Here is a 13,223-nt window from a genome sequence, read left to right on the forward strand (position 1 = left end):
GGAGTAGGGCAATAAGGGAGTAGGGCAGTAGGGTGAAGCAAGGAGAAGCGACTTATTCCCCTACTGCCCTACTGCCCTACTGCCCTACTGCCCTAATTCCCGGCTTTCCAAACCGCGCTGTCGCCGCCAGCAGCACGCCGAGCATCAGCCCGTTGAATATGTGCCACAGGAAATGCGTGCCGAGCGGAAAGCCGCCGCAGACCAGCGGATCGATCATCCGGCAGATGACCGACACGACGAAGATCGCCGAGCCCGCCAGATTGTACCAGCCGGCACGGTTGCCGCTGGCCGCCACCATGGCGCCGAAGAAGGCGAGCGCCAGGAAGGGCGGCAGATAGCCGGTCGTCCCGTTCGACGCCTGGCGCAGCCAGTCGGGCACGGCAAAGGTCACCAGCCCGGCGACGGCATAGAAGGCGACGAAAATGGCGATCGCCTTGCCCCATTTCATGCCGAGAAAACGCCGCAGGTTGAACAGCGTGTAGGCCAGCGTGAACCCGGCGATCGGCAGCACGTCGGCCCAGACCGTGCCACGGTTGGCAAAGGTGTGGAACAGCGACGAGCCGACGCCGATCGCCACCACCCACCAGGCCAGCACTTCGGCGAAGGTGCCGGTGCCGCGCTTGCGCACCTGCCAGACACCCCATAGCCCGGCGGCAAAAAAAGCCAGATTGCTCAGCGCATTGAGCGGCTCGGCCCAGAATTCGGGCCCCGTCCGTTCGCAATAGAGGTCGACCGGCGCCAGGAGAGATTGCCACATGCTGATTGCCGCCCGAATCGCTTCCATCGTAAAGTGCAAGTCCACCTATTGCGCCCTTGCCAGCGGTTGCAACGGCAAAATTTCACCGCAACGTGACTTCCCGTTGACTGCCGCTTCTGCCACATATTTCGACAACCAGAACAAAGCCGGCGTCACCGGCGGGATCGGAACGGCTATGCCATCTCGAAGACCATTGCGGCTTGCGGCCCTTGCGCTGGCCCTCTCGGCGTTTGCCGGCAGGGCCCTTGCCGAGCCAACCGACAAGCCATTAGGCGTCGTCGAGCTCTTCACCAGCCAGGGATGCAACTCCTGTCCGCCGGCAGATGAATTCTTCGCCGAGCTCGCCGCCAAAGAGGACATCGTCGCGCTCGCCTATCATGTCGATTATTGGGATTACCTCGGCTGGCAGGACACGCTGAGCCGCAAGGAAAATACCGAGCGGCAATACGAGTATATGCGCGCCTTCGGCAGTCGTTCCGTCTACACCCCGCAAGCCGTCATAAACGGCCGCAGCCATGTCAACGGCGCCAGCCGCAAGGAAGTCGACGGCGCGCTGGCCCGCATGGAGAGGGTCGGCGAAGGCATGCGCGTCGGCATCAAGGTCAGCCGGACCAGCGATCGCGTCATGATCGATGCCGGCGACGCTGTGACCGGCCCAACCGACGCGCATGTCGTCATCGTCTATTTCAATCCGCCGCAGACGATAAAGATCGGCAAGGGCGAAAACAGCGGCCGCAGCATGACCTACTGGAACGCCGTCTCCAGCATCCAGACCGCCGGCATGTGGCACGGCAAGGCGCAGCGCTACGAACTGCCGATGAGCGAGATCGCCAAGAAGGGCGGCTGCGCCGTGCTGCTGCAGTCGGTCGGCAAGGACGGCATGCCCGGGCCGATCCTGGGCGCAGCCTTTATCCGCAAGCCTTAGATAGGGCGCCCCCCGTTCTCCCCTTGTTGTGGGAGAAGGGATAACCGCGCTCAAGCCTCCGACGACAGCCTATCTGGATGGATCGCATCGCCACGGCTAATAAAAAACCGGCGTCAGCTTGCTTCTGACGCCGGTCATTTAGGTTTTGGGATCGTCGCACCCGATCTTTCCAAGGAAAAACCGAGGTTGGTTCGATCCGACGCAGACCCGTGGGCGGGGGGCTTGGGGTTTACGAGCCGGTGCCGGACCGAACCGTCTCAGGCAACGCCGGTAAATTCGTCGGACATTGGGGCATGAGCACGGATAAAAAAAGGCAGGATTGTGGCAAAGCATCACCAATTTCAACAGGCGTTTCGCAAACGTGACTGGACGCTGGAGAAACCGCGCGGTGCTGCCGTTGCCCGGCCGGGCCTTGCAATTCGGCAACGAAAGCGCCAACTTTGGTCGGCGTACGATTCATTGCGAGGATCCAGGCATGACTGATCGCAGCAGCGGGACGGAGGATGGGGACGCATCCGCAATATTGATCCCGCTGCATGAGGCAAGACGCGAACGCCTCGACCAGCCGGTGCGGTTCGACCGGCGCGAACTGGACCAGATCCTCAGGCTCTACGGCCGTATGGTTGCCGCCAATGAGTGGCGCGACTATGCCATCGACCATCTCGCCGACCGCGCCGTTTTTTCCGTCTTCCGCCGCACCAGCGAAGTGCCGCTTTTCCAGATCGTCAAGGATCCGAAGCTGGCGCGCCGGCAAGGCGCGTTCGCCGTCATCGCCGCCGGCGGGCGCATCCTCAAGCGCGGCCAGGAACTCGGCCGGGTGCTTGGCGTGTTCGACCGAACACTGAAGCTGGTCGAGGCGTAACCCTTTATTTTTGCAGGCGGAACTTGCGCTCGGGCAGCGATTGCGGATCAGGCGGGATGGACGCCCCGCCGTTGATCGGCAGCTGCATGAAAACCGTGTCCAGCCAGCGTCCGTGCTTATAGCCTGAGCCTTCCAGGCGGCCGGAATGACGAAAGCCGAGCTTCTCGTGCAACCTTACCGAGGCGCTGTCGGGCCGGCCGTCGCCGATCACCGCGATGATCTGGCGAAAACCCGCCGCCTTGGCCGCTTCGATCAGCCCTTGCATCAAGAGCAGCCCGACGCCTTGCCCTTTGGCCTCGGGCGCGACATAGACGGAATCCTCGACGACGAAGCGGTAGGCCGGGCGCGGCCGGAACGCCCCGGCATAGGCATAGCCGAGCACGGCGCCGGCCTTTTCCGCAACGAGATAGGGAAAGCCGCCCGCCATCAGAGTGTCGAAGCGCGTGCCCATCTCGGCGCGGCTCGGCGGTTCGAGTTCGTAGCTCGCCGTGCCGTTTATCACCGCGTCGGCATAGATTTCCGTGATCTGGTCAAGGTCGGCCAATGTCGCGGCGCGTATCGTGATGCTGCTCATAATTTAGGCACGTCGTTCATCTGCCCTATATCACAGCAAAAGCCGGGACAAAAGAAAAGGGCGGCCATTGGGCCGCCCTTTCCAAACTCGCTGGTCCAGGAAAACCGTACTTAGCGACGGTCGCCCATGAACTGCAGCAGAAACATAAACAGGTTGATGAAGTCGAGATAGAGCCTCAATGCGCCCATGATCGCCTTGCGGCCGGCGACATCGGTCTCGTCGCCCTCGAAGTACATCTCCTTGATGTTCTGCGTGTCGTAGGCGGTGAGGCCAGCGAAGATCAGCACGCCGATCGCCGAAACGGCGAAGGAAAGCGCCGACGACTGCAGGAAGATGTTGATCACCATCGCGATGATCAGGCCGACCAGGCCCATGACCAGGAACGACCCGAACGCCGAGAGATCGCGCTTGGTCGTGTAGCCGTAGAGCGACAGCCCGCCAAAGGCGGCGGCGGTGGCGAAGAAGGTCTGCGAGATGCTGGCGGTGGTGTAGACCAGGAAGATCGACGACAGCGACAGGCCGACGAGGCCGGCGTAGACCCAGAATGTCGTCTGCGCGGCCGAAACGCTCATCGACTGGACGCGGAACGACAGGAACATCACCGCTGCCAGCGGGGCGAAGATCACCAGCCATTTCAGCGGCGAGCCGAAGATCGCGTAGCCGAACGAGGTCAGCATCTCGCCGCTTGGCAACGTCGCGACCGCCGAGGCGGGATCGCTGGTAGTGGCCAGCATGATTGTGCCGACCGCGGCAAGGCCGGTGATGAGGAGGCCAAGCCCCATCAGATTGTAGACCTTAATCATGTAGGCCCGCAGGCCCTGGTCGATGGCAGCATCGACGCCGGCGCCGGGCACGGCGCGCGTCTGATAATTGCGAACGGGATCAGCCATGGAAATCCTCATATTGCTTCTGCCCCGTCCGGTGTCAGGTCCTTTTGAACCCAGGCGCCGCTGGCGGGGCTCCAGCATGCCTGCGCCGAAATATGATGGTTCTTGGCGTAAAGGACAAGACCGTAACCAAGCGTAATGCTCCGTGAAGTGCCGGAGATACGGTTTTATTGGCCTTCCCGCCCGGAACATTACCGAGATTTAATCGAAACCGGCTCTGGCTCAAAGATTCCGCAGCACCGGCGCCGCCTTGTGGCCCAGCACCCGCCACGTGCCGGCAAGGCCGATGCCGACCGTGACCACCAGCGAAAAGCCGATGGTCGCCACCGCCACCTCGGGCATGAAGTGCGATGGCAGCGTCATGATGCGCGCGACGACGAACCATGCCGCCACAGCGCCCGCCGCCAGCGCGAAGATCGCGGTAGCAAGGCCGATCAGCATGTATTCCAGCGAAAACGCGGCGATCAGCGTTTTTCTGGTCGCACCCAGGGTCTTCAGCACCACCGCGTCGTGAATGCGAGCCCGGTTGCCGGCGGCGAGCGCCCCGGCCAGCACCAGCACCGAGGCGATCAACGCCACCCCCGCTGCTGCCCTGATTGCTGTGCCGAGCTGCGCCACCAGCCGGTTGACGATTTCGAGCGCGTCCTTGACCCTGACCGTCGTCACCGCGGGAAAGGCACGCGTGACGGCGTTGAGAAGATGCGCATCGTCGGCTGCCGACGCATTCGTCTCGGTCAGCGTCGCCAACCAGCCATGCGGCGCACCGGCGAACGTGTTGGGCGAGAACACCATGACGAAATTGATGCCTATGGTTTCCCATTCGACCTGGCGGAAATTGGCGATCTTGGCCGTGATGTTGCGGCCGAGCACGTTGACGGTGATGGTGTCGCCGAGCTTCAGCCCGATCTCTTTGCCTTCCTCGGCGGAAAACGAGACCAGCGGCTCGCCGGCATAGTTCTCCGGCCACCAGCTGCCCTCGGTCAGCGTCGCATTCTCCGGCAGCTTTGCGTCATAGGTCAGGCCGCGATCGCCGCGCAGCACCCAGGCGCCCTCGGCCGGAACCTTGACCTTGTCGACAGCGACGCCGTTGAGCGCCATCACCCGGCCGCGCAGCATCGGCACCTTGATCAGCCTGCCCTGCGGCGCCTCTTTGCCGACCAGCGCAGAGAAAGCATCGACGTCGCCGCTCTGGATATCGACGAAGAAGAAGTTCGGCGCCCGTTCCGGCAGGCTGCCCGAGATCTGCCGCCTGAGATTGCCGTCGATCAGCGCCAGCGTCACCAGCAACGTCAGCCCGAGGCCAAGTGACAGAACCACCGATGGCGTCAAGGCGCCTGGCCGATGGATGTTGCCGATGGCGAGCCTGAGCGCGGTCGAACGCACGCGCGGGCTTTTCTTCGCCGCCCACTGCACCAGCGAGCCGACGACGCGCAGCACCAGGAACGACAACACCGTGGCCCCAATGAAGATCGAGGCAATACGGCGGTCGCCGGAAAACAGGATCACCAGTACCGCCAGGAGCAGGGCGATGCCCAATGCCGCGGCGATGTAGAGCGGGTGGGGAAAACCGCGGCCCTCGAAACCCATTTCGCGAAACAGCGCCGTTGCCGGCACGTCGCGGGCGCGGCCGAGCGGAAGCAAGGCGAAAGCCAGCGTCACCAGCAGCCCGAACAGCGCTGCCATGCCGAGGGCGCCGGGATAGAACCCACCTTCCGCCGGCACAGGAATAACCGATTGGAGTGCGGCGCTGGCCGCGAACGGCATCAATGCGCCTAGCACCAGGCCCAGCGTGATGCCGAGGGCGGCGATCATCAGGATCTGCACCAGATAGACGGCAAAGACGAACCCGCCCGAAGCCCCTAGGCTCTTGAAGGTGGCGATGACGCCGCGCTTGCCGTCGAGATAGGCACGCACGGCATTGGCCACGCCGACGCCGCCGACCACCAGCGCCGTCAGCCCAACCAGCGTCAGGAATTGCGAGAACCGCTCGATGTTCGAGGACAACGCCGGCGCCGCGTTGCTGCGCGTGCGGATCGACCAGCCGGCCTGCGGGAACTCTTTTGCCGCCTGCTCCCGGATAGCCTTGATCTGTGTCTCGCCGGTGCCGCCTGGCAGCCGGACCTTATAGGCGTTCTCGACCAGGCTGCCCGGCTGGATCAGGCCGGAAGCGGCAAGCCCGTCGGTCGACACCATCAGCCGCGGCGCAAAGCCGAAGCCATCCGACACCGCATCCGGCTCGTTGACCAGCCTTGCACGCAGCTCGAATGTCGCGCTGCCGAGCTTCAGCCGGTCGCCGATGCCAAGGTTCAGCCGCTCGAACAAGAGGTCCGGCGCGGCGGCGCCGAAGACGCCGGATTCTTCGCCGAACAGATCCTCTCGCGACAGCACCGGCTCAGTCTCAAGCGCGCCATAGAGCGGATAGGCGCCGTCGACCGCCTTGGCCTCGACCAGCGCCTGGTCGGAGCCGTCCTCGAGCCTGGCCATCGAACGCATGTTGGCGCTGTGCGAAACCGTGCCAAGCCGGTCGAGGAAGCTGCGTTCGGCTCTGGTAAGATCGCGCTGGTTGAGCTGGAAGCGAAGATCGCCGCCGAGCAGCGTCTGGCCCTGGTCGGCAACACCGGCGGAAATCGCTTGCGCGACCGAATTGACGCCGCCGATTGCCGCGACGCCGAGCGCGATGCAGGCAAGGAAGATCAGGAAGCCGGACAGCCCGCCACGCATTTCGCGCAGCGAAAACCGAAAGGCGAGCCTCAGTGTTTGCGACAGCGGCATCAGGCGGTCACCTTGCCGGCCCTGGTGGCCGGCTCAGGCGCGTCCTCGATCAGCCCCGACCGCATCGACACCTGGCGCGAGCAGCGCGCCGCGAGTACCGGGTCATGTGTGACCAGCACCAGCGTCATGCCGCGTTCGGCGGCCTTGGCAAACAGCAGGTCGGCGACGTGCCGCCCCGTCGCCTGGTCGAGATTGCCGGTCGGCTCGTCGGCGATCAGGATGCGCGGCGACGGCGCCAGCGCCCGGGCGATCGCCACGCGCTGTTGCTCGCCGCCAGACAACTCGCCGGGGTAATGGGTGACGCGATCGCTGAGGCCGACCGCCGCCAGCTCGCGCGCCGCCACGCCGAACGGATCGGCATGGCCGGCAAGCTCCAGCGGGACGGCAACGTTTTCCAGCGCCGTCATGTTGGGGATGAGATGGAAAGACTGGAATACGATGCCGATGTTTCGCCCCCGAAACGATGCGATCTGGTCTTCGCTTTTGCCGTTGAGCAGCTCGCCGGCAATTCGAACCGTGCCCGAATCGACCCTTTCAAGCCCAGCCAAAACCATCAGCAATGTCGACTTTCCCGAACCTGAGGGTCCAACGATGCCTGTCGCTTCGCCAACCGCCACATCGAGGCTGACGCCCTTCAGCACATGGACCGAGGAGCCACCTTCACCGAGCGTCAGCGATACGTCTTGCAGCGAAATGACGGCTTCTTCCAAAATCAAATCGTCCTATATGGGGGATGAAGGCTGGAGCATCCGATGCTCGACAAAGATGAAAACCTGCCTTCGCCAACAGATGTTCCTGGTCATATGGGGCCTGCCGCATGGCTTTCAAACACACCTTTGCCGCAGCCTTCGCCCTTTTCCTCGCCGTTTGCGGCGCCATTTCGTCGGCGAGCGCCGAACCGTTCACCATTGTCGGTTTGGGCGACAGCTTGATGGCGGGTTATGGCCTCGGGCCAGGTCAGGGCTTCACCGAAAAGCTGCAGGCGGCGCTTCGCGCCAAGGGCTACGATGTCACGGTCGCCAATGCTGGCGTCTCCGGCGATACGACGAGCGGCGGCCTGTCACGGCTCGACTGGTCGGTGCCGGACGGAACGCAACTCGTCATCCTGGAACTCGGCGCCAACGACATGCTGCGCGGCGTTTCGCCCGCCATAGCGGAAAAAAACCTGGACGCCATGCTGGCAAAACTGAAGCAGCGCAAGATCGCCGTTTTGCTTGCGGGAATGCGCGCGGCGCCCAATCTCGGCGCCGACTACCAGAAGGCGTTCGACGCAATCTTTCCGCGACTGGCTGAAAAATACGGCGTGCCGCTCTATCCTTTCTTTCTCGAGGGCATCGCTGGTCAATCCGTCCTGCAGCTCGAGGACGGCCTTCATCCGAACGCCGGAGGCGTCGACCGCATCGTCGAGGGTATCCTGCCCGGTGTGGAGAAGGCCATTGCAACGGTGCGGGGTAATTCCTGAAGGCGAGGGTTCGCCGCCGCACCACATTCCGTAGGGGAAGATTTTAGGCAGCCCTGCGACCAACAAACCGCTTGCCCCGTTCGAATATCGATGATTCGCTAGGGGCAAGAGTTCGATTCGAGGACAGGAGGCTTCCCATGCCGCGTCTTTTTACCGCCCTCGAAATACCGCGTGATGCCGCTCTTTCGCTGTCCCTGCTCAGGGGCGGCCTGCCCGGAGCCCGCTGGATCGACGTCGAGAACTATCATCTGACGCTGCGCTTCATCGGCGATGTCGAGGGCCATGTCGCCGACGAAATCGCCAACGCGCTCGACCGTGTTCACCGCGCCTCCTTCCCGCTGACGCTGTCCGGCGTCGGCGCCTTCGGCCAGAAGAAGCCGCATGCGGTGTGGGCCGGGGTCGCCGCTTCGCCCGATCTTTCCGCATTGCAGGCCGAGATCGAGCGCATCTGCCAGCGGCTCGGCATCCCGGCCGACCCGCGCAAGTTCATGCCGCATGTGACGCTGGCCCGCCTGCGCAATTCGAGCCCGCTCGATGTCGCCCAGTACCTGTCGGCACGCGGCAATTTTTCGACGCTGCCGTTCCGGGTCGGCCGCTTCGTGCTGATGTCGTCGCGCGATTCGGTCGGCGGCGGGCCTTACGTCGTCGAGGAGGCCTGGCCGCTTTCAGGTGCCGACAACCGCGTCGCCAGCCGTTTGGTCGGCGCCGCCGACGCTTCGCGGATCATGCGGTAGGCGGATATGGCCAAGGAGAAACTAGCAAAAGAGGCGATCCGCGCCGAACTTGCCGGCCTCGAAGGCTGGTCGCTTGCCAAGGATGGCGGCTCGATCACCCGCACCTTCACCTTCAAGAATTTCTCCGAAGCCTTTGCCTTCATGACCCGCGTCGCCCTGGCGGCGGAGAAGATGGACCACCATCCCGACTGGTCGAATGTCTACAAGACGGTAAACGTGACCCTCAACACGCACGACGCCGGCGGCCTGACGGCGCTGGATTTCGATCTGGCCAGAAAGATGAACCGCTATTTCGGCGGCTGAGCCTAGCTACACCTTGCAGCGAGGTTCGGCTTTCACCACATTTTGCCTCGCGGTCATGCGTGAAGTCACGCGACGGCCGCAAGGAGAGATTAATGGCGCAAAAATCCGGTTTTGATTTCTTCGGCCTCGGCAGCAAGCCGGGCAACGAGAGTGACGTGCGCGACAAGTTCTGGCGTACGGCGAAGAAAGCCGCCCGTCATATCCCGTTTATGGAAGAGGTGGTCGCCGCCTATTACTGCGCCATGGACAAGAAGACGCCGCTTCGCGCCAAGGGCACATTGCTGGCTGCGCTCGGCTATTTCGTGCTGCCGACGGACGTCATCCCCGATTTCATGGTTGGGCTTGGCTTCACCGACGACATCGCCGTGCTGACCGCCGCGATCACAACCGTCAGCGCCCACATCACGCCCGCGCACCGGCTCGCCGCCAAACAGGCCATCGCCGACAAGAGCTGAGCCGGCACGGCGCAAAAAATCGCGCGAGACTTTCCGGCCGTCAAACCCACCGCCGCACCCGCGCCTTGTAGGCGCGATAGGCATCTCCGAACTTCCGCTCGAGATAGCGCTCTTCCGGCGCGATGACGCCGGTATTGATCACCTACAGCAGGGGGATGACGAGCGCGATAGCCCAAAGACTTCCGGCGGCGACGCCGAGGCCCAGATAAATGAGGGTCGCTCCCAGATACAAGGGGTTTCTGGTCCGCCGATAGATACCGTCGACGACCAGCGCCGTCGTTGGCAAGGTCGGTGGTATGTTGGTTCCAGCGGCCTGAAAGCGGCCCGCCGCCATAAAGAGGAACACGAAGCCGCACACCGCGAGCACGGCGCCGGCCAGATAGCGGGCGAGCGCCTGCCCGGCCATGACCGGGAGGGGCGCGAGCACCTCGAGCACGGTTGCCGCCGCCAGGAAGCCGAGGAAAATCAAAGGCGGTAGCGCAATGACCCCGGGAACGTCGGACGCGCCCGATCCGCCCGCCGCCTCTCCGCCATCCGACCGGGGCACCGCGCCGCTAGCCGCCGCGCGGACGGCGACACGAATGCCGAACACAATCGCCAGGACGACTGTGCCGCCCGCGAGGATCAGGACTGTCTCGGAAATGGCCATGGCCAAATCTCCCGTAAGCCGCCAAGGAGGGCACCCTGGCCGAGTGCCGTGGCAACGAACGCAGACATGGTACCGCCTGCAGGGAAATTCGTCACGTACCTCAAGAAAAGCGGGAATCGCCGCGAAACCTAGCTGCTTGAAAAGTCAAACTCTTGCCGTTTTCGTGGCCTCCAAGTCGCGGCAGGGACAGTGCGCCAGCCGCTTTTTCGGGCGGCAGCGCGAAGACGGCGGCGGTTTCCTGGCGTGAACATCCTTTTCTTAGGGAAATTCACCGTTTGGTAACCCAGATTAAATCAAAATGAAGCGACGGGCAGGACGCCGAGCCGGCCTGCCGCCGCACCAGTGGAATACGGGAAAAGCGATGCGCGGATTGATTGCTATAGTTTCCAGCCTGGCCCTGGTGGCCCTGACGGCGCCCGCGCTGGCGCAGTCGGCCACCAAGATCGGCCAGCATAATGCCTGGGGCACCTACAGCTATCAGGCGTCGGGCGGCGGCAAGGTCTGCTATGTCCTGACCGTGCCAACCGACAAGCAGCCGCCGACGCTCGATCACGGCGACATGTTCTTCTTCGTCAGCCAGCGGCCGGGGCAGCAAGTGTCCTACGAGCCGCAATTCATTGCCGGCTATACCTTCCAGGAGGGTTCCAAGGCCACCGTCACCATCGACAAGAAGTCTTTCTCGATGTTCACGCGCGGCAAGTCGGCCTGGGTCGAGAACGCCGCCGAGGAGCCGGTGCTGATCGCCGCGATGAAGACCGGCACGGACATGAAGGTGTCGGCCAAGTCCGGCCGCGGCAACACCACCACTTACGTCTTCTCGCTGAAGGGCATCTCGGCGGCGCTGGCCTCGATCGCCAAGTGCAAGTAGGCGGTTAGGCGCGGTCTTCCCTTCCCTCCTTGTGGGAGAAGGTGGATCGGCGCGCAGCGCCGAGACGGAAGAGGGGTGTTGGACGGAACGCGGTCGGCGCCAAGCTGGAACACCCCCGACCGAGCTACGCTCGGGCCACCTTCTCCCAGGGGAGAAGGGAAGACCACCTGCATGACTCCGCCGCTAACCTGTGCTATGCGCCGCGCTTCATTTCGGGCACGATGCTGTACTCGGCCGCAAATCGCTTATATTGGCGCAACAATGACCCTTTCATTCGATCTCACCACTGAGGGCGCGCGTGACGCGTTGCGCACCCGCACGACGCCTGAAAAGCCGTCGCTGATCGGCCTGACGCGCGCCGAACTCGGGGCCGCCCTCGTCGCCGCCGGCATCGTGCCGGAGCGCCAGGCGAAAATGCGCGCCCAACAGCTCTGGCATTGGATCTATGTGCGCGGCGTTTCCAACTTTGCCGGCATGTTCAACATCTCCAAGGATCTGCGCGCCGCCCTTGACACGCATTTCACCGTTGCCAGGCCCGAGATCGTCGAGGAGCAGATTTCCTCCGACGGCACGCGCAAATGGCTGTTCCGCTTTCCGCCGCGCGGCGCCGGCCGGCCGGTCGAGATCGAGACCGTCTACATTCCCGAAGAAGGCCGCGGCACGCTCTGCATCTCTTCGCAGGTCGGCTGCACCCTGACCTGCTCCTTCTGCCACACCGGCACGCAGAAGCTGGTGCGCAACCTGACCGCCGAGGAAATCCTCGCCCAGCTTTTGACCGCCCGCGACCGGCTCGGCGATTTCCCCGACCGCGACACACCCGACGGCGCCATCGTGCCGGCCGAGGGCCGGAAAGTGTCCAACGTCGTCATGATGGGCATGGGCGAGCCGCTCTATAATTTCGAGGCGGTGAAGAAGGCGCTGCTGATCGCATCCGACGGCGACGGGCTTTCCCTGTCGAAGAGGCGCATCACGCTCTCGACATCGGGTGTCGTGCCCGAGATCTTCCGCACCGGCGAGGAGATCGGTGTGATGCTGGCGATCTCGCTGCACGCCACCAATGACGATCTGCGCGACCTTTTGGTGCCGATCAACAAGAAGTATCCGCTGAACGAGCTGATCGCTGCCTGCCGGGCCTATCCCGGCCTGTCCAACGCCAAGCGGATCACCTTCGAATATGTGATGCTGAAGGACGTCAACGATTCAATCGAGGACGCCAAGGCGCTGGTCAAGTTGCTCAAGGGCATCCCCGCCAAGATCAATCTGATTCCGTTCAATCCGTGGCCGGGCACCAACTATCAGTGCTCGGACTGGGAAACGATCGAGAAGTTCGCCGACTACATCAACAATGCCGGCTATGCCTCGCCGATCCGCACGCCGCGCGGCCGCGACATCCTCGCCGCCTGCGGCCAGCTCAAGTCGGACTCCGAGCGTATGCGCAAGGTCGACCGGCTGGCGCTGGAAGCGATGATGATCGCGGGGCATGGCGAGGTGTGAACCGCGTCGTCGCCTATCTGATCCGCTTCGCCGTCATCCTTGTCGGCTATGGCGTTGCTTCGCTGGCGGCAAGCGCCTTCCTTAACATCATGTTCCTGGCGTCTCTTGGGCTGATGACGGACGAGATTCAACCGGCGGCGCAGGCTTCGCTGTGGTTTTCAGTCCCCTTCGTCGGGCTGTTCGTCGCCTATTTCGCTTTCATGCCGGCGGCCATCGCCATCCTGGTTTCCGAGGTCCTTGGCCGGCGGGACTGGCTGTTCTATGCACTGGCGGGCGCGGCGGTGGCGGCGGTCTTCCTCGGCTTCGTCCACCAGACGGCCGATGCCAATTTCGAGGTTACCAACACCAGCGTCATGCTGGCGGTGATCGGCTGCGGTATGGTCGGCGGTATTTTCTACTGGCTGAGCGCCGGGCGCTCGGCCGGAAGCTGGCGCCAGATCAGCGCATGACCCCGAACCAAAGGTTCGGAAAGGATCATGGG

Annotated in this window: 15 protein-coding genes; 9 read left to right on the plus strand and 6 right to left on the minus strand. The window is 63.6% G+C overall.

Annotation, left to right across the window (positions count from 1 at the left end; all coding sequences use genetic code 11):
* Nucleotides 1-76 precede the first annotated feature (76 nt).
* A complete protein-coding gene (locus NKI63_RS21730; RefSeq protein WP_352470827.1) occupies nt 77-757 on the minus strand; it encodes a ceramidase domain-containing protein in 681 nt (226 codons plus the stop codon).
* A 175-nt stretch (nt 758-932) separates the two neighbouring features.
* Here NKI63_RS21730 and NKI63_RS21735 point away from each other — a divergent pair, with 175 nt between their 5' ends.
* Both NKI63_RS21735 and NKI63_RS21740 read left to right on the plus strand, forming a co-directional pair.
* Nucleotides 933-1,682, plus strand: a complete 750-nt coding sequence (locus tag NKI63_RS21735; RefSeq protein WP_352470828.1) for a DUF1223 domain-containing protein — start codon at nt 933-935, stop codon at nt 1,680-1,682.
* A 475-nt stretch (nt 1,683-2,157) separates the two neighbouring features.
* Nucleotides 2,158-2,544 carry a DUF2794 domain-containing protein gene (locus tag NKI63_RS21740; RefSeq protein ID WP_031212724.1) on the plus strand — a complete coding sequence of 129 codons (387 nt, stop codon included), beginning with the start codon at nt 2,158-2,160 and terminating at the stop codon, nt 2,542-2,544.
* Between the two features lie 4 nt (nt 2,545-2,548).
* Here the strand turns inward: NKI63_RS21740 and NKI63_RS21745 are convergent, their stop codons facing one another.
* The 4 genes from NKI63_RS21745 to NKI63_RS21760 all read right to left on the minus strand — a co-directional run bounded on the left by NKI63_RS21745 (nt 2,549) and on the right by NKI63_RS21760 (nt 7,487).
* Nucleotides 2,549-3,118, minus strand: a complete 570-nt coding sequence (locus NKI63_RS21745; RefSeq protein ID WP_352470829.1) for a GNAT family N-acetyltransferase — start codon at nt 3,116-3,118, stop codon at nt 2,549-2,551.
* A 110-nt stretch (nt 3,119-3,228) separates the two neighbouring features.
* Nucleotides 3,229-4,008: a Bax inhibitor-1/YccA family protein gene (locus tag NKI63_RS21750; protein ID WP_254817871.1), complete on the minus strand. Its 780-nt coding sequence runs from the start codon at nt 4,006-4,008 to the stop codon at nt 3,229-3,231.
* A 219-nt stretch (nt 4,009-4,227) separates the two neighbouring features.
* On the minus strand, nt 4,228-6,777 hold the full coding sequence (locus NKI63_RS21755; protein WP_352823218.1) for an ABC transporter permease: 2,550 nt from the start codon (nt 6,775-6,777) through the stop codon (nt 4,228-4,230).
* The gene (locus NKI63_RS21760; RefSeq protein ID WP_352823221.1) at nt 6,777-7,487 is read right to left on the minus strand and encodes an ABC transporter ATP-binding protein; all 711 of its coding nucleotides are present in this window, start codon (nt 7,485-7,487) and stop codon (nt 6,777-6,779) included. Before NKI63_RS21760 ends, NKI63_RS21755 begins: the two co-directional genes overlap by 1 nt.
* A gap of 107 nt (nt 7,488-7,594) precedes the next feature.
* Here NKI63_RS21760 and NKI63_RS21765 point away from each other — a divergent pair, with 107 nt between their 5' ends.
* The 4 genes from NKI63_RS21765 (at nt 7,595) to NKI63_RS21780 (ending at nt 9,731) form a co-directional block, all read left to right on the plus strand.
* The gene (locus NKI63_RS21765; RefSeq protein ID WP_254817874.1) at nt 7,595-8,239 is read left to right on the plus strand and encodes an arylesterase; all 645 of its coding nucleotides are present in this window, start codon (nt 7,595-7,597) and stop codon (nt 8,237-8,239) included.
* Between the two features lie 137 nt (nt 8,240-8,376).
* On the plus strand, nt 8,377-8,973 hold the full coding sequence (gene thpR, locus NKI63_RS21770) for an RNA 2',3'-cyclic phosphodiesterase (RefSeq protein ID WP_352823225.1): 597 nt from the start codon (nt 8,377-8,379) through the stop codon (nt 8,971-8,973).
* Between the two features lie 6 nt (nt 8,974-8,979).
* On the plus strand, nt 8,980-9,276 hold the full coding sequence (locus NKI63_RS21775; RefSeq protein WP_352823228.1) for a 4a-hydroxytetrahydrobiopterin dehydratase: 297 nt from the start codon (nt 8,980-8,982) through the stop codon (nt 9,274-9,276).
* Between the two features lie 92 nt (nt 9,277-9,368).
* On the plus strand, nt 9,369-9,731 hold the full coding sequence (locus tag NKI63_RS21780) for a YkvA family protein (protein WP_352507346.1): 363 nt from the start codon (nt 9,369-9,371) through the stop codon (nt 9,729-9,731).
* 142 nt (nt 9,732-9,873) lie between these two features.
* Here NKI63_RS21780 and NKI63_RS21785 read toward each other — a convergent pair whose 3' ends face one another.
* Nucleotides 9,874-10,380 (minus strand): methyltransferase family protein, encoded by a 507-nt coding sequence (locus NKI63_RS21785; protein WP_352507347.1) that lies wholly within the window; start codon nt 10,378-10,380, stop codon nt 9,874-9,876.
* A 361-nt stretch (nt 10,381-10,741) separates the two neighbouring features.
* Between NKI63_RS21785 and NKI63_RS21790 the strand changes: the two genes are divergently transcribed.
* From NKI63_RS21790 to NKI63_RS21800, 3 genes are all read left to right on the plus strand, one after another.
* Complete coding sequence (locus NKI63_RS21790; RefSeq protein ID WP_023721899.1) at nt 10,742-11,248, plus strand: invasion associated locus B family protein; 507 nt, start codon at nt 10,742-10,744, stop codon at nt 11,246-11,248.
* Between the two features lie 261 nt (nt 11,249-11,509).
* Nucleotides 11,510-12,742 (plus strand): dual-specificity RNA methyltransferase RlmN, encoded by a 1,233-nt coding sequence (rlmN, locus tag NKI63_RS21795; protein WP_352507348.1) that lies wholly within the window; start codon nt 11,510-11,512, stop codon nt 12,740-12,742.
* On the plus strand, nt 12,739-13,191 hold the full coding sequence (locus tag NKI63_RS21800; RefSeq protein WP_352507349.1) for a hypothetical protein: 453 nt from the start codon (nt 12,739-12,741) through the stop codon (nt 13,189-13,191). Before rlmN ends, NKI63_RS21800 begins: the two co-directional genes overlap by 4 nt.
* The last annotated feature ends 32 nt before the right edge of the window (nt 13,192-13,223 follow it).

The sequence above is a fragment of the Mesorhizobium sp. M0410 genome, from assembly GCF_040321435.1.
In the GTDB taxonomy this organism is placed as follows: domain Bacteria; phylum Pseudomonadota; class Alphaproteobacteria; order Rhizobiales; family Rhizobiaceae; genus Mesorhizobium.

Coding starts and splice junctions, on each gene's coding strand:
- NKI63_RS21730 (WP_352470827.1), bottom strand. CDS start 757: ATGTGGCAATCTCTCCTGGCGCCGGTCGACCTCTATTGCGAACGGACG.
- NKI63_RS21735 (WP_352470828.1), top strand. CDS start 933: ATGCCATCTCGAAGACCATTGCGGCTTGCGGCCCTTGCGCTGGCCCTC.
- NKI63_RS21740 (WP_031212724.1), top strand. CDS start 2,158: ATGACTGATCGCAGCAGCGGGACGGAGGATGGGGACGCATCCGCAATA.
- NKI63_RS21745 (WP_352470829.1), bottom strand. CDS start 3,118: ATGAGCAGCATCACGATACGCGCCGCGACATTGGCCGACCTTGACCAG.
- NKI63_RS21750 (WP_254817871.1), bottom strand. CDS start 4,008: ATGGCTGATCCCGTTCGCAATTATCAGACGCGCGCCGTGCCCGGCGCC.
- NKI63_RS21755 (WP_352823218.1), bottom strand. CDS start 6,777: ATGCCGCTGTCGCAAACACTGAGGCTCGCCTTTCGGTTTTCGCTGCGC.
- NKI63_RS21765 (WP_254817874.1), top strand. CDS start 7,595: ATGGCTTTCAAACACACCTTTGCCGCAGCCTTCGCCCTTTTCCTCGCC.
- thpR (WP_352823225.1), top strand. CDS start 8,377: ATGCCGCGTCTTTTTACCGCCCTCGAAATACCGCGTGATGCCGCTCTT.
- NKI63_RS21775 (WP_352823228.1), top strand. CDS start 8,980: ATGGCCAAGGAGAAACTAGCAAAAGAGGCGATCCGCGCCGAACTTGCC.
- NKI63_RS21780 (WP_352507346.1), top strand. CDS start 9,369: ATGGCGCAAAAATCCGGTTTTGATTTCTTCGGCCTCGGCAGCAAGCCG.
- NKI63_RS21785 (WP_352507347.1), bottom strand. CDS start 10,380: ATGGCCATTTCCGAGACAGTCCTGATCCTCGCGGGCGGCACAGTCGTC.
- NKI63_RS21790 (WP_023721899.1), top strand. CDS start 10,742: ATGCGCGGATTGATTGCTATAGTTTCCAGCCTGGCCCTGGTGGCCCTG.
- rlmN (WP_352507348.1), top strand. CDS start 11,510: ATGACCCTTTCATTCGATCTCACCACTGAGGGCGCGCGTGACGCGTTG.